Origin of the sequence: Thiomicrorhabdus sp. 6S3-12 (assembly GCF_017571475.1) — a bacterium.
Lineage (GTDB): Bacteria > Pseudomonadota > Gammaproteobacteria > Thiomicrospirales > Thiomicrospiraceae > Thiomicrorhabdus.
Genome location: NZ_JAGETW010000002.1, coordinates 197,392 through 217,744, shown reverse-complemented (window position 1 = coordinate 217,744; position 20,353 = coordinate 197,392). Strand labels below are relative to the sequence as shown.

Below are 20,353 nucleotides of genomic sequence, written 5' to 3'. Positions count from 1 at the left end.
CCTTTTATAAAATTCGAAGATGGATTGAGTCATTTTTAATCGAGGCGGCAAACGGCGAAAGTCGATGAAATGCCGCCTTTTTTATTTCCCCCGCCGCTTTTCATAACGCTTTCTTTAGCCCCGGTTTTTTCCCAGATTTATCTCCTGATTTTTCCCCGATTTTTACTTATGCGGCGATATAGATGATTAGTGCTGATGGGTGTTAATTATCCAGAAAACCACTGTTAGAATGGGGAAACTATAAAAAATAATAATATCCAAGCTGAGGAGTGTTTAGTGTCCATTAAATTGAAAATGGCGGGGGCGATTATTGCCGCTTTGTCATTGTTATTTATCAGTAATCTCGCTACGCAGTTTCTTATAGCGCAAACCAATCAGGCGATTGATCGCATCGTCAACGAAAACGACAAAAAAGTCGCTCTAATCAATAGTTTGAAGCACAGCGCCGATGAGCGTGAACTGATTCTTTTGGATATGGTGCTGATCGAAGAAGATGACGAGGGTTACGAGCAAAAAATGGACGGCTTTAAAAAAGGCTTGGAACGCACCGCCAAAGAAATTTTTGATATTTTCGAGGCTTTGAATGCCTCTAATCTGCAGCCCAAGGAAGAAGACATCTATCAGCGTTTGCGGACGAATGTCTCCGGAGCCAATCTGGTCTACGCCAGTTTCAATACCGCGATCAGTGAAGGCTTCCGTGAAGAGGCTATCGATATTCTGCATAACGAATTCCGCCCCAAGTATAAAGATTTTGCTTCGATCGTCAGCGAGTTTCTCGAGTACGAAAACCAGCAGAATGCGATGGCCGTTGCCGAGTTGAAACAGCAACAGAGTGACAGCAGTCTCTACCTGTGGACAGGGTTGATTATCAGTATGCTGATGTTTGCCGTAGTCGGGGGGATTGTGGCGCGAAGCCTTCTGATTCCGATTAACGGTATGCGCAATACGCTGTTGTCCGTTGCCGAAAACGGTGATCTTAAACAGCGTGTAGAGATCAAGGGCAAAGACGAACTGGCCGAGACCGGGCATGCTTTGAACAAGCTGCTGGAAACGGTTCAGCAATCAACGGACAGCGTCAATAAGGTACTGGTCGATATGGCGGCCGGAGATTGTTCCGGTCGAGTGGAAGGTGATCTGCGCGGCGACTTTGCTTCAATGAAAGAGCAGGTCAACCGCGGTGTCGAACAGATGTCGGCGGTGGTTCGGCTGCTGCAGACTACCGCGCACAATTTTCGCGAAGGCGTTTTGGAAACTGCCGACCATCGCTCGGTCAATCTTTCGGGCGCTTTTTTGGATGTGGTTACCGATCTGGATGCTTCGGCGCAGTTGATCCGCCAGACGGTCGATTCGATTTCGGACACGCTAGGGGATCTGGCGCGCGGGAACTTCTCGGTGCGCAATACCAAAGAAGTGGTGGGAGACTTTGTTCCCTTGCAGAGCAGCCTTAACCGCACTCTGAACGATCTGGAAAACTTTGTTAATGAAGTCTCGCAGGTTCAGGCAAAAATCAGCGAAGGCGATCTGACGCAGTTGGTGGAAGGTGTATATCAGGGCAAGATGGCGTTGCTCAAGGATTCACTGAACAGCTCTGTGCGTAATACCGCCAGTATGGTAGCCAAGGTCGGTGCCGTGACCGAATCGGTTGTTCAGGGCGTCAGCAATATGGCGGCTGGGAATGCGGATATTTCCGACCGGGTGCGCGATCAAGCGCAAGCACTGGTCAGCGCTTCGAGTTCCATGGAACAGATGACGCAGAGCGTGCGTCAGAATGCCGACAGTGCCCAGCAGGCCAATCAGGTCACGATTCAGGCGCGCGATAAGCTGACTAACGGTCTGCAATCGATGCAGCAAGCGCTCAAGTCAACCGAAACGATGGCGGAAGCGAATCAGAAAATCAGTGACATTATCACGATGATCGACAGCATCGCCTTCCAGACTAACCTGTTAGCCTTGAACGCGGCTGTCGAAGCGGCGCGCGCCGGTGAGCACGGACGCGGTTTTGCGGTGGTTGCCGGAGAAGTTCGCAATCTGGCTGCAAAATCGGCAGAAGCAGCCGGAGAGATTAAAAAGCTGATTGAGAATTCGGTGGCGATTTCCGAGCAGAGTAGTAATTATGTCGCGCAAACCAGTGATGCGCTGCAGGTGATTAATCATTCCATCGGCGAAATGGCCGAGATGATCGAGGATATTTCAACGGCCAGTTCCGAGCAGACGCAAGGTATCGAACAGGTTAACCAGTCGGTATCAAGCATGGATCAGAGTACGCAGCGTAACGCTTCGTTGATCGAACAGGCTGCCGAGGAAAGTCAGAAAGTGCTTGATAATGCGCATTCTCTGCAGCAGCAGGTATTGATGTTTAAGGTCGACTCTCAGGTACAGGCGCGAATGCTGAAAATCGCCGATTCCCGCAATGGTGAACAATTCGAAAAAATGGTCGAAGCGCATCTGGCCTGGAAAGCGAAAATCCGCGCCTTTGTCGACGGGGAGAATATCGGCGTGAGTTACGACGCGGCGACCGACCATACGGCCTGTGTTCTCGGAAAGTGGTATTACGGTGAAGGGCAGGCGCTAATGCATCTGCCTTTGATGAAAGACCTCGGAGAAGAGCATATGCAGATGCATCAGGCGATCAAGCGTGTAATGGATGCCAAATCGATCGAAGATTATGAAACCGTCGATCAAGGGCTCGCCGACGTGGACCGCCAGAGCGAGAAAGTGGTTAACCTGCTTTATCAGTTAATGGATCAAGCAGATTAAAGATTAAGATTACTGTTTCTTAAACAGCAGCAGCCCGAAAATCAGGGTTGCCATCATTACGATTGCCGGGCCGGTTGGCAGATCATACCAATAGGATCCGGCAATTCCTGTCAATACCGATAGCACGCCCAATATCAGACTCCAACCGAGCATCTGCTCAGGGGTGTGGGATAAGCGCCGTGCCGCTGCCGCCGGGATGATCAGCAGAGAGGTGACCAGCAGGACGCCGACCATTTTCATTGACAGCGCAATCATAAATGCCAGTAGCAGAATAAACTGTAACTGCACCTTTTTTACCTCAGTCCCCTCGACCTGCGCCAGTTCGCTATTAAGCGTGATGTTGAGCATATCCCGCCAGTGCTTCCAGTAAAACAGCGCGATCAGCACGCCGGTTACCGCGATCAGTATCAGGTCGTTTTGGTTCAGGCTCAGGATATCCCCGAACAGATAGCCCATAAGGTCAATCTGCACCGAGTCCTGCAGGCTGATCAAAATCAGGCCCAGCGCCAGAGAACTGTGCGCGAGGATGCCCAGTAAAGTGTCGGACGAAAGCTGCTGCGTATGGTTCAGGGTGAAAATTCCCCAGGCGATCAGCAGCGAGACGACAATGATCGTGCCGCTCAGATTGGTTTGCATGAGTAGCGCCAGGCTGACGCCGAGAAGGGCCGAGTGTGCCAGAGTTGCGCCGAAATACGACTGTCTCTGCCAGACGACAAAAACGCCGAGCGGAGCGGAAATCAGTGCCAGTCCAATGCCGCCGATCAATGCCGTTGCCAGAAAAGGTGAAAACTCGAACATAGGGTATCTGCTTCCTTTAGTTTATTTGCTATCGCTTTCTTGATCCGGATGGTGCAGGTGTATATGACCGTCTCCGTGAGAATGCCCGCAAACATGCGGGTTATGGTGGTGTTCATACACCGCGATAGCTGGGTCGTGCTCGCCGAACAGCGTGATGAAGTCTTCGGATTGACTGACTTCCTGTGGATGTCCGGAACAGCAGATGTGCCGGTTCAGGCACAAGACCTGATCGGTATGCTTCATTACGATGTGCAGATCGTGGCTGACCATTAAAATGCCGTACTGGTATTCATTGCGGATTTGATTGATGTATTGGTATATTTCCGATTGCCCCTGAATATCAACCCCTTGCACGGGTTCGTCGAGAACCAATAGCTGCGGTCGGGTACAGAGTGCTCTGGCCAGCAGAACCCGCTGCATTTCGCCGCCGGATATTTTCTGGATCGGTTTGTTTAATAAAGCCTGCAGGTTCAGGTCTTCGAGAATCTGTTGGCTGGAGATTGTGGTATCATCCGCATCCGGTTTTAAATTTGCCTGTTTTCCGAGTGCCAAAAATCTTTCCACCGTCATGGGCAGGGTTGGATCGATCTGGATCTTCTGGGGCATAAAGCCGATGCGGAGATTCGGGCGGCGCCAGACTTCTCCGGAAGACGGTTTCAGCAAGCCAAGCAGGATTTTCAGAAGTGTCGACTTACCGGCGCCGTTCGGACCGATCAGGGTGATGATTTCACCGCGATGCAGCGTCAGTGAGATGTCTTGCAGGACGTCCTGATCACCGAAGCTGTGACACAGATTAATGGCTTCGATGAGTTGCGTATTCTGTGAGGGAGACTTTTCGGGTTCAGCCGGCTCGCGTAAAGAATTTGCCTTATGCATTTGGGGTTTTGCTACCTTTTGCTAAACTGGAAGATTAATGAGTCGAACCGGTATTATCATAAACCGCTCTGTACTCTGGTTTGTGAAAGAGTAAGACATTATGTGGCATGAGAGAAGTCTTTAAGGTGCTTTTTGCCTAATTTTGCTCGATCACCGTTAAAAAAATCAAAGTGTGTCCGTATAGGACGTGATGCCGTGCTTGATTATGCACGCTGCTTTTAAGGAATTTACAAAAATGAGATTTGCCCGATTTTTTCAACTGCTTCTGCTTCTCACGGTTTCACTTGTCGTTGTTCCCGCTCAGGCTTTACAGGTGACCGTAACCATCCCGCCTTTGGCCGGAATGATTGCCCCTCTGTTGGATGAGGACGACAAGATTGAGGTTTTGCTTAAGCCTGGCGTCAGTCCGCACGGTTTTCAGCTTAAACCGTCGCACCTGCGTATTCTGTCGCAGAGCGATTTGCTGATCACCGTCGGCAGTCCGGTTGATGCCTGGGTAAACAAGTATGCACAGAGAGTTGAAGCCAACAAAATCCGTCTGGCGGATTTGGCCGCTATCGAAAAACTACCTGTCCGTAAGGGCGGACTCTGGGAAAGAAAACCGGGCAAAGCGGTGATGGATGACGACCACGATGATCATGATGATCACGATCCGCATGAACATCACGGCCATGATGAGCTGAGTTACGACGGACACATCTGGATGTCGATGAACAATGCCCGTTTGAGCGTCCGAGCCGTATCCGACTGGCTGCAAAAGCAGCAACCGCAGAAAGCGGCCGTTTATCGCCAGCGCGAAGCGGATTGGCTGGCCAAACTGGATCAGCAGGATCGCATCAATCGTCAGCGTCTGCAAACCGTACAGAATAATGCGTTTTTTGTGTTGCATGACGCTTTCCAGTATTTCGAAAATCATTATCAGCTCAAGGGTGTCGGTTCGGTACGCCTGAATCCGGAGATTCCGCCAAGTTTGAAGCGGCTTTCGGAGTTACGGGAAAAGATTCAGAAGAATCAGGTCAAATGTGTTTTCCAGGAACCGCAGTTTCCTTCGAAGCAGATGCAGCGTCTGACAGAAGGGACCGACACTAAAATCGGTTCTCTGGATCCGATGGGAACCAGTTATCTTCTGGCCGAAAAAGGTTCGCAGAAAAACTATCTGCTGTATGACCGTTTCAGTGCCTATCTGACCGACTCGTTCATGCAGTGTCTGGCGGATTGAGCATACAAGGGAGATAGCATGCAATCTCGGGTGTTGCTCTATGGTTTGCCGGGAAGCGGCAAGCATCGTCTTGCCGAACAGTGGCGTAAATCATCTGATGATGCAATAGATATTGTTGATCTAGAGGCGTTGGATGAAATCTATAGCAGGGAGTCCGGACATAAATGCCTGGTGATCGATAGCCGTTCGTTTTGGCTGATGCCGAGGGATCTGTGGCTGGAAGAGATTTTGCAGCAGCTGATTACGGCTGCGGATTCAATCGTGCTGAATTTTTTGGAAGCATCGGAATTATCGGTTCAGATGGCGTGGAAAAACTGGTTACGTGACAACGCCGCGGATACGCCGGTGTTAATGAGTCTGCAACAGACCGTGCCGCAGGGATTGAGCGCCCTGTTAGAACGGACTCCGCAAAAGCGTTCGCTGCCGCAGAATCGGTTTGCCGATCTGCAGAGCTTCGAGTTCAGATTGAATCGGGTCAGTTTGGAGCATCTGCTGATGGTATTGGATAATGCAAAAACTGCACTTGGAATGAAATTGATCCGGGTTCAGGGCGTATTGGAGACTTTAGAATATGACAACCGGGTCGCGCTCGAAGGGGCGGCGTACCGCTGGGATACCTTTGCTGCGGACGAACGGGAAATTGCCTTGCGGGACAAACAGTTACGCCTGCAGGGCTTTGAGCTCGATGAGGCTTGGCTGCAACAAATGCTTGAAGCATGCAATCAATGATACAATTAACTGTATGAATTTTAATAAAAAATAACCCTTTTATTCGCAGGGTTGAGATCGTTTTTTCATACCGGAAAAAGGCGCTCAAAATGGACTTTGCGGTAATAACCCACTAAAATGCTCCGAAATTAAAATATTAGGCGTTAGTAATATGGCTGAAGCAAATCAAATGCTCGATTTGACCCGACAAGGGCAGGTCGAGTCCGAATACGAAGAAATCAATGAGATTCTGAAAAAGAAATTCAATTATCGCGAGGGGTTTGAAACCAGAACCCAGGTCGAGACTTTTGAAAAAGGAATCAATGAAGAAGTGGTTCGTGCGATTTCGGCCAAGAAAAACGAGCCGGAATGGATGCTTGAGTTCCGCCTTAAGGCTTTCAGACATTGGGAAAAAATGCGGGAACCGCACTGGGCCAAAGCGAAGTACGAACCGTTGGACTATCAGGACTACTCCTATTACTCGGCTCCGGAATGCGGAAGCTGCGGTGGCGCCTGTTCGACCGAAGAGGGTGGCGAGCCGGAAATCGATCCGGAAGTAGCTAAGGCTTTTGCCGAGCTGGGTGTGCCGATTGCCGGTGACGACGCTAATGTTGCGGTCGATGCGATTTTTGACTCGATTTCCGTTTCGACGACCAAGCGTGAAGAACTGGCAAAATACGGGATTATTTTCTGCTCCTTCTCGGAAGCGGTTCAAGACCATCCGGAATTGGTGCAGAAGTATCTCGGTACGGTTGTGCCGTACCACGATAACTATTTCGCTGCGCTTAACTCGGCAGTCGCCTCCGATGGAACCTTTGTGTATATCCCGGAAAATGTCCGCTGCCCGATTGATCTGTCGACCTATTTCCGTATCAATGAAGCGAAAACCGGTCAGTTCGAACGTACCATTCTGATTGCCGAAAAAGGCAGTTATGTCAGTTATCTGGAAGGCTGTTCGGCGCCGGTTCGCGATACTTACCAGTTGCACGCCGCGGTGGTTGAGGTAATCGTACACGAAGATGCCGAAGTCAAATACTCGACGGTGCAGAACTGGTATCCGGGCGACGAAGACTGCGAAGGCGGGATTCTGAATTTTGTAACCAAACGCGGTATCTGTGAAGGTAAGAACTCGAAACTTTCCTGGACGCAGGCGGAAACCGGTTCGGCGATTACCTGGAAATATCCGAGTTGTATCCTGAAAGGTGATAACTCAATCGGTGAGTTCTATTCGGTCGCCTTGACCAACCGACGTCAGCAGGCGGATACCGGAACCAAGATGATCCATATCGGTAAAAATACTCGCAGCACGATTATCTCCAAAGGGCTGTCCGCCGGAAAGAGCGATAACACTTACCGCGGTGAAGTGAAAATCATGCCGTCGGCGGAAGGCGCGCGTAACTTTACCCAGTGTGATTCGATGTTGATCGGCGACCAGTGTGGGGCGCATACGTTCCCTTATATCGAAGTGGAAAACTCGACGGCTCAGATCGAACATGAGGCGACGACTTCGCGAATCGGAGAAGATCAGCTGTTCTACTGTCAGCAGCGCGGGATTTCCGAGCAGGATGCGATCTCTATGATCGTCAACGGCTTCTGTAAAGAGGTCTTTTCCGAGCTGCCGCTGGAATTTGCCCAGGAAGCGGAAGAGCTTCTGGCGATCTCTCTGGAAGGCTCGGTCGGTTAAAGACAGATACAGTTCCGAAGGATCTATAAACCTTATTCAGCCGCAATGGCCTGTAACGGCGCCTTGCGGACAAGCTAATTTAAAAATTTTGAAGTGAAAATATCATGCTACTAAAAGTTGAAAATCTACAGGCGGAAATCGAAGAAAAGCAGATTTTGAAAGGCTTGAACCTTGAAGTGAAGCCAGGTGAAGTGCATGCCATTATGGGGCCGAACGGTGCCGGTAAAAGTACTCTGGCGAGTGTTCTGGCCGGACGTGAAGATTATGAAGTGACCGGCGGTGAAGTCGAGTTCAACGGTGAAGATCTGCTTGACCTTGACCCGGAAGAGCGTGCGCGCAAAGGTCTGTTTCTGGCCTTCCAGTATCCGGTAGAAATTCCGGGAGTCAGTAACAAACTGTTTATGCAGACGGCGGTCAATGCGATGCGCGAAGAACGCGGTTTGGCGCCTCTGGATATGTTCGACTTTGACGAATATGCCAAAGAGAAGATCGAATTGCTGGATATGCGTGCCGACCTGTTGGAGCGTTCCGTAAACGTCGGTTTCTCCGGTGGTGAGAAAAAACGTAACGATATTTTCCAGATGGCGTTGTTGGAACCGAAACTGTGCATTATGGATGAAACCGATTCCGGTCTGGATATCGATGCTTTGCGTCAGGTTGCCAACGGGGTCAATGCTTTGCGTTCCGACGAGCGCAGTTTCATTGTCGTAACCCACTATCAGCGTCTTCTGGACTACATCAAACCGGACCATGTTCATGTTTTGTATGATGGCCGAATCATCAAGTCCGGTGGTTTCGAACTGGCGCTGGAGCTGGAAGAAAACGGCTACGATGAGATTGTTCAGCAGTATAAAAACGCGTAATCGAGAGGGGATTAAGCAATGGCGAAAAAACTCTCTCCGGTCGCGCAGCAAGCGCGCGATTTTTATTTGCAGCAGGCGCAGGCCAAAAGTACTGCAGAAAACGGTTTTTTAAAGCAGGTTCGCGAAAACGCTCAGGCAAAGTTTGCAGCGGAAGCATTCCCGACTGCGAAAGACGAAGATTGGAAATACACTAAGCTGACCGGTTTTATTCAGCACCACTTTACGACCGTAGGAACTTCCGAAGCGGTTGCAGACAAGATCCAAGGGTATATGCCGGGCTTTCCGGTCATTAAGCTGGTTTTCGTTGACGGCTGGTTCAGCGAATCCTTGTCGGACGACCTGTCCGAGTTGCCGAAAGGCATCAGCCTGGAATCCTTTTCCGATACGCTGAGCATGAACAGCGAACTGGATCAGCTGTTTGCCGATGAAGAACGAATTCTGTCGGAACCTTTCGGTTGCATGAACTCCATGTTGATGAGCGATGGTTTCAGTCTGCAGTTAGCGGCCAATACGACTTTGGAACTGCCGTTGTTTATTCTGCATCTGCAAACCAAGGCCGAGCATCTGAGTGCGGTTCGCAACCGTATCGATGTCGGCCAGAATGCGGAGGTGACTCTGGTCGAGCGCTATGTCTCTCTGCATTCGGAAGGTGCCGGGTGCAACAACATCGTTACCGAAATCAATGTTGCCAAGCATGCACGCGTCAAGCAGGTCATTCTGCAGCAACAGAACGGCGAAAGTTATTACTTTAACAACCAGTTCATTACTCAGGCACAGGAAAGTCATTTCAATACGTTCTTCGCTTCTAGCGGCTGCGTTGTCACTCGTCACCAGAACCATCTTTATATGGACGGCGAGCGTATTGAAAACAGTCAGAACAGCGCTTGTATCGCAAGTGGAAAACAGACGGTCGATTCACGTACCTATACCGAGCACAACCAGGAGTGGGGCTTTAGCCGTCAGTTGCATAAGTATGTTCTGGACGACGATGCGATCGGTGTTTTCGACGGTATGATCCGTGTCGATCAGCAGGCGCAGAAGACCGACGGTCAGATGGATAACAAAAACCTGCTCCTTTCCGATAAGGCGAAAATGGACGCCAAGCCAAAGTTGGAGATTTATGCGGACGACGTTCAATGCTCGCACGGTTCGGCAACCGGTCAGATCGACAAGAACCAGATTTTCTATCTTCAGGCCCGTGGTATCGATAAGGCGAATGCGATGCGCATGATCACCAAAGCGTTTCTGCTGGAACCGGCCGAAGAGATTGCCGATCAGCAGATCCGTCACTGGGTGATGAGCGAGCTGGAAACGGCGCTGGAAAAAACGCATCTGGCCTAAGCACGCCATAGAGTCGAATTTAAGAGGTTTTTAATGAAAGCAAAGTTTGCTGAAATTCGCGAACAGTTTCCGATTCTGCGGCAGGAAGAGAACGGGCAGTCGCTTGTTTATCTGGACAATGGTGCCACTTCGCAAAAGCCGGAACGGGTTATCAAAGCGGTGGAAGATTACTATCGCTGGCAGAATGCCAACGTACACCGCGGTGTGTATGGATTGAGCGAACGTGCCACGGAGCTTTATGAAGGCGCCCGTGAAACGGCGCGTCAATTCCTGAATGCGAAATCGACGCGCGAAATCGTTTTCGTGCGCGGTGTCACCGAAGCGATCAACCTGGTTGCTCAATCCTGGGCGCGCTCCAATCTGAAAGCCGGTGATGAGGTCATTATCACGGAAATGGAACACCACTCGAATATTGTTCCGTGGCAGCTGTTACGCGATCAGATCGGTATCCGTCTGTCGGTGCTGCGCATCAATCAGAAAGGTGAAGTTTGCCTGAATGCATTGAAAGGTATGGTTTCGGAAAAAACCAAACTGCTGGCCGTGACTCAGATGTCGAACGCTTTGGGAACCATTAACCCGGTGAAGGAAATGGCGGAAATCGCCCGTTCGGTCGGCGCGAAAGTTTTGGTTGACGGCGCTCAGGCGACACCGCATATGCAGGTTGACGTACAGGATATCGATTGCGATTTTTATGCGCTGTCCGGGCATAAGATGTATGGCCCGACCGGTATCGGCGTATTGTATGCCAAGGAAGAACTTCTGGAAGCCATGCCGCCTTATCAGGGCGGCGGGGATATGATCTATTCGGTCACCTTCGATAAGACCGAATACAATGTGTTGCCTTACAAGTTCGAGGCCGGCACACCGCATATTGAAGGGGCGATCGGTCTGGGCGAGGCGATGAAATTCCTGCAGGATATTGGTCTGGATGAGATTGCCGCCTATGAAGCCGAGTTATTGGGTTATGCGACCGAGCGTCTTAAAGAGATCGACGGCTTGAAGGTGATCGGCGAAGCGGACAATAAAGGCGGCGTGGTCTCTTTTGTGATTGACGGTGTTCATCCGCATGATATGGCGACGCTGATGGATCAGGACGGAATTGCCGTACGTGCCAGTCACCACTGTGCCATGCCGGTGATGCAGCACTTTAACGTGCCTGCGACGATCCGCGCTTCTTTCGGTGTCTACAATAACTTTGCAGACATTGACCGTTTGATCGATTCTTTGAATGAAGCCAAGGACATGCTGTTGTAAAGGCGCGATTTGCTGTAAATTTAGCTAACAGTCATAAAACCTCTGTCGAAGTTTTTCGCAGAGGTTTTTTGCTTTTAGGCATTACCGGAAAGGGATTTTGCTAGAATGGTTTGAAATACATTCAACCAAACAATGCAGGTGCTTGATGACAACCGAATCTAAACAGGGGAATCCGCCGCTGGAGTGGATTTTTCTGGAACTGGAACCGCTGCCGCATATTTCGGATCGCGAAAAACTCCGGCTCTGGTGGAATCCGGAGCGTAAAGAGCTGCTCGGCGACGGCGTGGAAACGATTCTTTCGATTATTGATCAGGCGCTGCAGAAGGGAACGGTCGGCGGAGGAAATTCGCAATACGAAATCACCGATCCACTTGCCAAGCCTTCCGAGTTGGCGGTCATACTGGCGCAATTCTATTGGGTAATCCCGCAACCGGTTTCACAGCCGGGTGAAATCGCCGAAAACGAAAGTCCGGAGAGTACGGAAGCCGATAACTCCGCTGCGACGCTGCAATAAACATCGTTCTTCCTTTCGGGGCAATTGCATTGCGCGAGTCTGTCTTTGTGTCTGTCCGTGTCGGCTCATTAACGCCTTTTCCCGCCGATACGCTTTTCCTTATTTTTTCCTTATTTCTCGAAGCACTGTTGAGCGTTGCTGTTTTATAGTATCTCTTAGTGGCCCTTTCTGGCGCCTCGGTTTGGCTGAACACGCCTCTTAACCTCTAACTACTCCCATAGAAAACGAGTGTTTCGGGCTGGAATTTGCAATCGAACCGGTTCATGAAAAGGAGATAAAGCATGAAACTCCCTTTAATAAGCGGCGCACTTGCCGTTTGTTTATTGTCCGCCTGCTCCGCACCGCAGGTTCGGGAAGTGCCGCGGGAGAAGGCGCCCGAACAGTGGCAGGCAAATAAAGAGGGTGCTGAGGTTTCGCATGGCTTTATCCAGAATGAAAGCCCCGAAGTGAACTCGCGTCTGCCGTGGTGGCAAACATTGCAGGAGCCGCTGCTGAATAGACTGATTGAAGAAGCGATCCGAGCCAATCCGGATGTGCTTTCGGCACAGTCGGCCATTCGCCAGGCCCGAGCTTATCGCAAGCAGGCCAATGCGGCGCTGTTGCCGACGGTAAGCGCCAGCGGCGCCTTCAGTACCAGCCGTAATCATGATACCAATGTTACGACGGATGCCTATTCGGCCGTTGTTGATGCTTCATGGGAACCGGATGTTTTTGGCGCGAACCGCAGTTCTCTTTCGGCGGCGGATGCCGAGTTGTCGGCGGCACAAGCCGATTTCGCCGATACGCTGGTTTCGTTGAGTGCCGAAGTGGCCAAATATTATATTTCCTTACGCAGTACTCAGGCGCAGTTGGCGATTACCGAAGAATCTTTGTCAAGTTGGCGGGAAGCGCTGCAAATGACGACCTGGCAGGCGGACGCGGGACAGGTTTCGCAGCTGGACGTTGAGCAGGCTCGGCGCAGTTATCAGCAGACGATAGCGACGCTTCCTCCGTTGCGTCAGAGCATCCTGGAATCGCAGCATCAGCTGGCCGTTTTATTGGGGCGACAGCCGGGTGACCTGCCGACAGGTTTAAGCGATATTTCCGCGTTGCCGGCAACGCCCGATTCAATCTTTCTACCGCTGCCTTCCGAAGTGTTACGCCAAAGACCGGATGTCAGAGCGGCCGAGCAGAGAGTGCTTGCCGCTATGGCGCAAACCGACGTGGCCAAAGCCAATCTTTTGCCGAGTTTTGCACTCGGCGGCCGTTTAGGTTGGGGGGCGAGCAATTTGAGCGATCTGTTTAACATCGGTTCACTGGTGTCGTCGCTGTCGGCCAGTGTGGCGCAAACCCTGTTTGACGGCGAGTTGCGACAAGGACAGCTTGACGCCCAGCAGGAAACTGAAGCACAGGCGGTTCTGCAATATCGCAAAACGGTATTGAGCGCTTTGCAGGAGACCGAAAATGCACTAGCCAATTTGCAGCACAGCCGGGAAACCTATCTGGCGTTGGAGTCTGCACTACAAACTTCTCGGGAAGAGGAGAAACTGGCATTGATCCAGTATCAGGCCGGGGAACTCGATTTTTCCGATGTCATGGATGCGCAAAGAACCCGATTGTCACTGCGCAAGCAAAGTGTCGAGGCGCATGCATCCGAGCTGGCCCAGGTGATTACTTTGTCCAAAGCGATCGCCGGACACTGGGCAATGCAGCAAGCCGATGAGACGGAAGATAGCAAGAACACGACAGAAAATTATGCCGCTTCAGTACACAAAACGGCAGAAGTGGAAGAGGTAAGCCATGCAAAACGATAATCAAGCCAGTAATGATACGGAACGTCTGAAGCAGGAGCTGCAGTTGGATCGTACAACCAAGTCGAAAAAATGGCGTTGGGCGCTTACGGTTTTGTTCGCGGCAGCGGTTGTGTATGGCTTTTGGCTCTATGTGCAAAGTACGCCGACGAGCGGTCAGCCGATATACGAACTCGGGAAGGCCTCTAAGGGCGATATTCGGGTGACGGTTTCGGCGACCGGAACTTTACAACCTACCAATGAGGTCGAAGTGGGCAGTGAATTATCCGGGAAGATTGATGAAGTTCTGGTCGACTATAACGACCGGGTCGAAGTGGGTCAGCTGTTGGCGAAATTGAATACCGATAAACTGCAAGCCCAGGTGCTGCAGTCGAAAGCGTCTCTTAAAGTTGCCGAAGCCGGTGTTCTTGAGGCTCAGGCGACGCTTCAAGAGGCGGAAGCTCAATATCAGCGCCTGCAAAATATCCGTAAAATGAGTGCCGGTAAACTACCGTCGCAGGCAGATTTGCTGGCTGCGCAGGCCAGTATGCAGCGCGCCCGGGCGGCAACGCAAACCGCCGCCGCTCAGGTGGAGCAGGCTAAGGCCAGTCTTGAACAGTATCTGACCGATATCAAAAAATCCGCAATTGTGTCGCCGATCAACGGAATCGTGCTGATCCGTTCGATAGAGGTCGGTCAGACGGTAGCGGCTTCCATGACCGCGCCGGTGCTTTTCACCCTGGCCGAAGATTTAACCAAGATGGAATTGCAGGTGGATGTGGACGAAGCGGATGTTGGTCTGGTGGATGCCGGGCAAAGAGCGAGTTTTACCGTCGATGCCTACCCGAATCAGAAATTTCCGGCGACCATTAAACAGGTTCGCTTCGGTTCCGAAAGCACCGACGGCGTGGTGACTTATACGACTTTGCTTGAAGTCGATAATCCGGATTTGAAACTACGCCCGGGCATGACGGCGACCTCGGATATTCTGGTCAAGGAACGTCTGAACACCTTGATGATTCCGATCGCCGCGACTCGGTTTACGCCGGAGTTGCTTGGCAACGGTCAGGAAGTTCAGGATAAAAGCGTGCTGGATTCCTTAATGCCGCGTCCACGCAGTCGCAGCAATATGACAGTGAAAAAAGAGTCGGTTCCGCAGGGTTATCAGCGGGTATGGCGCCTGAATCAAGGGCTGCCTGAAGCACTGTTGGTCAAGACCGGCGAAAGCAGCGGGCGAATGGTTGAAGTGCTGGAAGGGGAACTTGCGGAAGGAGATGAGCTGATTGTCGGTGTCGAGGTGCCTTTGCAATGAAATCTCGGGAAGCGCCTCTGATTGAATTCAAAGGGGTTGTCAAAGCCTACGGTAAGGGCGGGTCGGAGTTTCTGGCTCTGAAAGGGGTCGATTTTCAGATTCATCAGGGTGAGTTTGTCGCTATTATGGGGCCGAGCGGTTCGGGCAAATCGACGGTAATGAATGTTCTTGGCTGTCTGGATACGCCGACCTCCGGAGAGTATCTGTTTCACGGCGTTCATGTGGAAACGTTGAACCGCGACCAACGTGCGCTTTTAAGACGCAACTACCTCGGTTTTGTGTTTCAGGGGTTTAACCTGCTGGCCCGAACCTCGGCGCTGGAAAATGTCGAGCTGCCTTTGGTGTATCGTGGTTTAAAGCGCAGTGAAAGACATGCGGCGGCGCGCAAGGCGCTGGAACTGGTCGGCCTGCAAGGTTGGGAAGATCACGCGCCGGGAGAGCTTTCGGGCGGTCAGCAACAGAGGGTGGCGATTGCCCGGGCACTGGTGACCAATCCTAAAGTTCTGCTGGCCGACGAACCGACCGGGAATCTGGATACGGCGCGCAGTGAAGAGATTATGGCGCTGCTCAGTCGGCTTAATTCCGATCTGGGGATTACCGTTCTGATGGTGACGCATGAGCCGGAGATGGCTGCCTACGCCAATCGCTTGATTCACTTCGTTGACGGCAAGGTCGAACGCGATCAATATCAGGAGGCGAAGCAATGATCTGGAATGCATTTCTACTGGCCGTGCGAGAGATTCGACGCAATCTTATGCGCTCTATTTTGACCATGCTGGGGATTATTATCGGGGTCGCGGCGGTCATTACCATGGTGACTCTGGGGAACGGTGCGACCGCTCAGGTGGCGGCGGAAATTTCCGGCCTCGGCAGCAATCTGCTGATGGTGCGTCCCGGGCAGCGTATGGGGCCTGGTCAGCGTTCCGGCGGGAAAAGCTTCAATCTGGAGGATGCCGAAGCCATTCGTCAGCAGGTGGCGTCGATTGTTGCCGTGGCGCCGACGGCCAATGCATCCGTAACCGCTGTTTACGGCAATGAAAACTGGTCCAGTTCGGTTGTCGGCAGCAATAACGACTACTTTATTACCGGGAACTGGGAGCTGGCTGCGGGGCGCAAATTTTCCGACAGCGAACTCAAGTCCGGCAAAAACCGTTGCGTAATCGGTAATACCATCGCCAAAGAGCTGCTCAGCGGAGAAGATGTTTTGGGTAAAAAGCTGCGTTTGGGCAGTTTTTCCTGTGAGGTGATCGGGCTGTTGAAAAGCAAAGGGCAGTCGATGATGGGCAGTGATCAGGACGATACGATTATTATGCCGATCAAAACGGTTCAACGTCGATTGAGCGGTAATCAGGATGTCAGCATGATCCGCATTTCGGTGAAACCCAATATCGATACCGATGTGGTGAACCGCGCAATTACTATGCTGTTGCGTGATCGACGTCACTTGAGCGACAACGAAAAGAACGATTTCTCGGTTATGGACACCCGGGAGATAACCAATACTCTGACCGGAACCACCAAAGTAATGACCATGCTGTTGGGAGCTGTGGCGGCGGTCAGTCTGATTGTCGGCGGCATCGGGATTATGAATATCATGCTGGTCTCGGTGACTGAACGAACGCGTGAAATCGGCATACGCATGGCGATCGGGGCTTTGGAGAAGGAAGTTCTGCTGCAGTTTCTGGTCGAGGCGGTGGTGCTGTCGTCTCTGGGCGGAATAATCGGAATTCTGCTCGCCTTGCTGGCGTCCTCCGTCGGCAGCGCTCTGATGGGCATTCCCTTTATGCTTGATTACAGCATTATCGCTTTGGCGTTTGTCTTTTCGGCGATGGTGGGCGTGCTGTTCGGATATTTTCCGGCGCGAAATGCGGCGCGCCTTAACCCGATCGACGCTTTACGGCACGAGTAGGCGTTTACAGGATTTTGCAACAAGGAGAGAGAAAACTCTAAAAGCACAAATAAACGCATATAAAGTAGAGGGAAAATCTCAAATTCCTCTGCGGGGCATTGTATGATATGCGCAGATAGAGTTTTGGAAATAGATCTTTTCGGGAATGAAAGAACAAGTTAAACAGATTCATTTTGTCGGAATCGGCGGCGTCGGCATGGCCGGCATTGCTGAAGTTTGTCTGAATTTAGGCTATACCGTCAGCGGTTCCGATATTCGTAAGAATGCCACAGTTGAGCATCTTATCTCCTTAGGCGCCCTGATACAGATCGGGCACAATGCCGAGCATGTCAAACATTCCGATGTGGTTGTCGTCTCGACAGCGATAGGCAAGGATAATCCCGAGGTCGAATGGGCTCGTGAAGCGCGTATTCCGGTGATCCCTCGTGCCGAAATGCTGGCGGAGCTGATGCGAGTGCGTTTTGGTATCGCGATTGCCGGAACCCACGGGAAAACCACGACCACCAGCCTGACTGCCGCGGTATTGACGCAGGGCGGTATCGACCCGACGTATGTGATCGGCGGAAAGCTTAATCAGATCGGCTCCAATGCCCGTCTCGGCGCCAGCCAGTATCTGGTTGCCGAAGCAGACGAATCCGACGCTTCTTTCCTGCATCTGACGCCGATGCTTTCGGTGATTACCAATATCGATCAGGATCACATGGAAACCTATCAAGGTGATTACCGCAATCTGGAAAACACCTTTATCGAATTCATTCAGCGTCTGCCGTTTTATGGCAAGGTCATCGTCTGTCTGGACGACGACAATATCCGCGAAATCCTGCCGAAAATCAGTCGTAAATTCGTCAGTTACGGTTTTAGCGAAGATGCCGATATCCGTGCGGTAAATGTCCGTGCGGACGGCATGACCATGCGCTTTGACGTCAAACTTCCCGATCAGGAAACGCTGCTGCCGGTGTGTCTGAATATTCCGGGCGAACATAATGTTCTGAACGCCTTGGCCGCAATATGCGTCGCGCTCGAACTGGATGTTGATTTTTCGTCTATTCAGCAGGCATTGCAGGAGTTTGCCGGAGTGGGGCGCCGCTTTGAAGTCTATCCGCAGCGCGCGATCGGCGGTCACAAGGTCACACTGGTCGATGACTACGGACACCATCCGACGGAATTAAAGGCGACGTTGCAGACCGCGCGTAACGCTTTTGAAGATAAACGTCTGGTTCTGCTTTTCCAGCCGCACCGCTACAGCCGCACACGCGATCTGTTCGATGATTTTGTACAGGCATTGCTGATGGCCGATCTGGTGATCTTGAGCGAGGTTTATCCGGCTGGTGAAAAGCCGCTGGCAAACTTCGATTCCAAAGCGCTTTTGCAGGCATTGCGTACCCGTGGCGGGCATGGAATCTATGCCGAAAGTCTCGACGAACTCGATACGCTTTGCTCGGAAGTGCTAACCGACGACGATCTGTTGCTGGTGATGGGCGCCGGTGATATCGGGCAGTTGGCGAAAAAATGGGCGGATAACGTCCAGAGTTAGAAAGTTTCCAGCGGAACCGTCGCGATAAGAATAAAACAAGGGATTGAGAGTGTTATTCGAGTTAAATGAACAAAGTAAAGTTGCCGTCTTAATGGGCGGCGTCGCTGCGGAAAGAGAAATTTCGCTGCGCAGCGGTCAGGCGGTAACCGAAGCCTTGCAAGCGCAGGGAATCGACGCCACGGGGATTGACGTTTCCAGTCTGTCGCAGCTGCAGCAAGTCGCCAGCGAATATGACGTTGCCTTTATCGCTCTGCACGGGCGCTGGGGCGAAGACGGTACGGTTCAGGCCATTCTTGAAGATTTGAAAATGCCTTTTACCGGCAGCCGAATGGCGGCTTCCGCAATTGCCATGGATAAATTGCGCACTAAATGGCTGTGGCGCGGTGCAGATCTGCCGACACCGAACTTTGTCTGGGTAAACGAGCATAGACCACTGAATACTGAGAACTTTCCGCTGCAGTTCCCGGTGATCGTCAAGCCGGTTCATGAGGGATCGAGCATTGGAATGCAGAAAGTCGATTCAATGCAGCAGTTGCAGGCGGCGGTCGATGAAGCGCAGAAATTCGATAAAGAAGTACTGATCGAACAATGGATTACCGGCCGTGAATTTACCTGTGCGGTTCTTGACGGTGAAGCTTTGCCGTTAATCGAGTTAAAGACCAACAATGTCTTTTACGATTTCGAAGCAAAATATCAGTCCAACGATACACAATATCTTTGTCCGGCGGAGCTGGATTCCGCTTTGACGGAATCGATCCAAAAAATCGTTCTCCAGGCGTTTTCTGTTGTCGGCTCCGACACTTGGGGGCGCGTCGACCTGATGCTGGATGAAAATAACCAGCCGTGGCTGATCGAATTGAACTCCGTGCCGGGAATGACCGATCATAGTCTGGTGCCGATGGCGGCGAAGGCGCAGAGTATCGATTTCCAGCAGTTGGTAAAACGTATTCTGCAGTGCGCGAAATAGCTTAGCTTTTAAAAGGGTATCCGCTTTTATGATTCCAGAACAAGCCGAAGTCGAGCAGGGAAGAACAGGTCAGGGCGCGGAGCCGTCCAAGTTACCCAAGGTTGCTTTCTGGCTTCTGGTTACGGCGCTGGCTCTGGTCTTCAGTGCCTGGTTAATGCTGCCGAATAAAGGCGGAGATCACTGGTTTTCCAAAGGCATCAGTTCGTATCAGGTGCAATCGCAGTTGAATGAAGTTCGGCCGGAAGACATTGACCGGGTTTTAAAAAGTTATCTGGGTGTCTCTTTCTGGGACGTGCCGATCGACGAGATTCAGGGGCGTCTGACACAGCTTGACTGGGTGGTTAAAGCCGAAGTCAGCCGGATCTGGCCGGATAAGTTGGATGTTCAGGTGTTCGAGCAGAAACCGGTTGCCCGTTGGGGCGAAAACGGTTTGATTAATCATCAGGGGCAGGTGTTTTTCCCTTACAGTATCGAAGGCTATCGGGATCTTGTAGTTCTTGACGGCAGTCTTGATTCCAGCCAGTTGGTATTGCAGCGCTGGGTCGAAATTAACGAACTGTTTCAGAAACATAATCTGGCACTGGTCGGCCTGGCGTACAAACCGGGCAAAATCTGGCAGATCTACCTGGCTGGCGGTCAGAGCGTGATACTGGAAGACGAGCAGTGGCAGCGTAAACTGCGTCTCTTTTTTCAGGCCTATAAGCAATTATCGCAAGACCTGATAAAATCCGCAGAGACCTTTGATTTACGCTATAGTAATGGTTTTGTGGTCGGTAAGAAAACACCGTAACCATGGCGAAATAACAAAAGAAATATAAACATTAGAAAGATTAGACCTTAAGCTTAAA

17 protein-coding genes are annotated in these 20,353 nt (G+C 51.4%); 15 read left to right on the top strand and 2 right to left on the bottom strand.

From position 1 onward, the window contains the following. The first annotated feature begins 276 nt into the window (after positions 1-276). The gene (locus tag J3999_RS03990; RefSeq protein WP_371811852.1) at positions 277-2,757 is read left to right on the top strand and encodes a methyl-accepting chemotaxis protein; all 2,481 of its coding nucleotides are present in this window, start codon (positions 277-279) and stop codon (positions 2,755-2,757) included. A gap of 9 nt (positions 2,758-2,766) precedes the next feature. Here the strand turns inward: J3999_RS03990 and J3999_RS03985 are convergent, their stop codons facing one another. Both J3999_RS03985 and znuC read right to left on the bottom strand, forming a co-directional pair. After that, positions 2,767-3,555 carry an iron chelate uptake ABC transporter family permease subunit gene (locus J3999_RS03985; protein WP_208126670.1) on the bottom strand — a complete coding sequence of 263 codons (789 nt, stop codon included), beginning with the start codon at positions 3,553-3,555 and terminating at the stop codon, positions 2,767-2,769. Between the two features lie 21 nt (positions 3,556-3,576). Beyond that, positions 3,577-4,431 carry a zinc ABC transporter ATP-binding protein ZnuC gene (gene znuC, locus J3999_RS03980; protein ID WP_208126669.1) on the bottom strand — a complete coding sequence of 285 codons (855 nt, stop codon included), beginning with the start codon at positions 4,429-4,431 and terminating at the stop codon, positions 3,577-3,579. Positions 4,432-4,666: 235 nt separating this feature from the next. Here znuC and J3999_RS03975 point away from each other — a divergent pair, with 235 nt between their 5' ends. The 14 genes from J3999_RS03975 to J3999_RS03910 all read left to right on the top strand — a co-directional run bounded on the left by J3999_RS03975 (position 4,667) and on the right by J3999_RS03910 (position 20,295). Next, a complete protein-coding gene (locus J3999_RS03975) occupies positions 4,667-5,650 on the top strand; it encodes a zinc ABC transporter substrate-binding protein (protein WP_208126668.1) in 984 nt (327 codons plus the stop codon). Positions 5,651-5,668: 18 nt separating this feature from the next. After that, entirely contained in the window at positions 5,669-6,379 is a 711-nt protein-coding gene (locus tag J3999_RS03970; protein ID WP_208126667.1) for a GTP-binding protein, read from the top strand. Between the two features lie 151 nt (positions 6,380-6,530). Then, complete coding sequence (gene sufB / locus J3999_RS03965) at positions 6,531-8,042, top strand: Fe-S cluster assembly protein SufB (protein ID WP_305791379.1); 1,512 nt, start codon at positions 6,531-6,533, stop codon at positions 8,040-8,042. A 104-nt stretch (positions 8,043-8,146) separates the two neighbouring features. After that, positions 8,147-8,905, top strand: coding sequence for a Fe-S cluster assembly ATPase SufC (gene sufC / locus J3999_RS03960; RefSeq protein WP_208126666.1), 759 nt, complete (start codon positions 8,147-8,149; stop codon positions 8,903-8,905). An 18-nt stretch (positions 8,906-8,923) separates the two neighbouring features. Beyond that, positions 8,924-10,246 (top strand): Fe-S cluster assembly protein SufD, encoded by a 1,323-nt coding sequence (gene sufD / locus J3999_RS03955; RefSeq protein ID WP_208126665.1) that lies wholly within the window; start codon positions 8,924-8,926, stop codon positions 10,244-10,246. Between the two features lie 33 nt (positions 10,247-10,279). Next, entirely contained in the window at positions 10,280-11,500 is a 1,221-nt protein-coding gene (locus J3999_RS03950) for an aminotransferase class V-fold PLP-dependent enzyme (protein ID WP_208126664.1), read from the top strand. Positions 11,501-11,645: 145 nt separating this feature from the next. Beyond that, complete coding sequence (locus tag J3999_RS03945; RefSeq protein ID WP_208126663.1) at positions 11,646-12,014, top strand: hypothetical protein; 369 nt, start codon at positions 11,646-11,648, stop codon at positions 12,012-12,014. 281 nt (positions 12,015-12,295) lie between these two features. Next, positions 12,296-13,807, top strand: coding sequence for an efflux transporter outer membrane subunit (locus tag J3999_RS03940; RefSeq protein WP_208126662.1), 1,512 nt, complete (start codon positions 12,296-12,298; stop codon positions 13,805-13,807). Next, on the top strand, positions 13,794-15,095 hold the full coding sequence (locus tag J3999_RS03935; protein ID WP_208126661.1) for an efflux RND transporter periplasmic adaptor subunit: 1,302 nt from the start codon (positions 13,794-13,796) through the stop codon (positions 15,093-15,095). Before J3999_RS03940 ends, J3999_RS03935 begins: the two co-directional genes overlap by 14 nt. Beyond that, complete coding sequence (locus tag J3999_RS03930; RefSeq protein ID WP_208126660.1) at positions 15,092-15,802, top strand: ABC transporter ATP-binding protein; 711 nt, start codon at positions 15,092-15,094, stop codon at positions 15,800-15,802. Before J3999_RS03935 ends, J3999_RS03930 begins: the two co-directional genes overlap by 4 nt. Continuing rightward, entirely contained in the window at positions 15,799-17,004 is a 1,206-nt protein-coding gene (locus J3999_RS03925) for an ABC transporter permease (protein WP_208126659.1), read from the top strand. The genes J3999_RS03930 and J3999_RS03925 overlap by 4 nt, the downstream gene beginning before the upstream one ends. Positions 17,005-17,149: 145 nt before the next feature. Next, positions 17,150-18,538, top strand: coding sequence for a UDP-N-acetylmuramate--L-alanine ligase (gene murC / locus J3999_RS03920; RefSeq protein WP_208126658.1), 1,389 nt, complete (start codon positions 17,150-17,152; stop codon positions 18,536-18,538). Between the two features lie 49 nt (positions 18,539-18,587). Continuing rightward, entirely contained in the window at positions 18,588-19,505 is a 918-nt protein-coding gene (locus J3999_RS03915; protein ID WP_371811851.1) for a D-alanine--D-alanine ligase, read from the top strand. Positions 19,506-19,533: 28 nt separating this feature from the next. Next, on the top strand, positions 19,534-20,295 hold the full coding sequence (locus J3999_RS03910) for a cell division protein FtsQ/DivIB (RefSeq protein ID WP_208126657.1): 762 nt from the start codon (positions 19,534-19,536) through the stop codon (positions 20,293-20,295). The last annotated feature ends 58 nt before the right edge of the window (positions 20,296-20,353 follow it).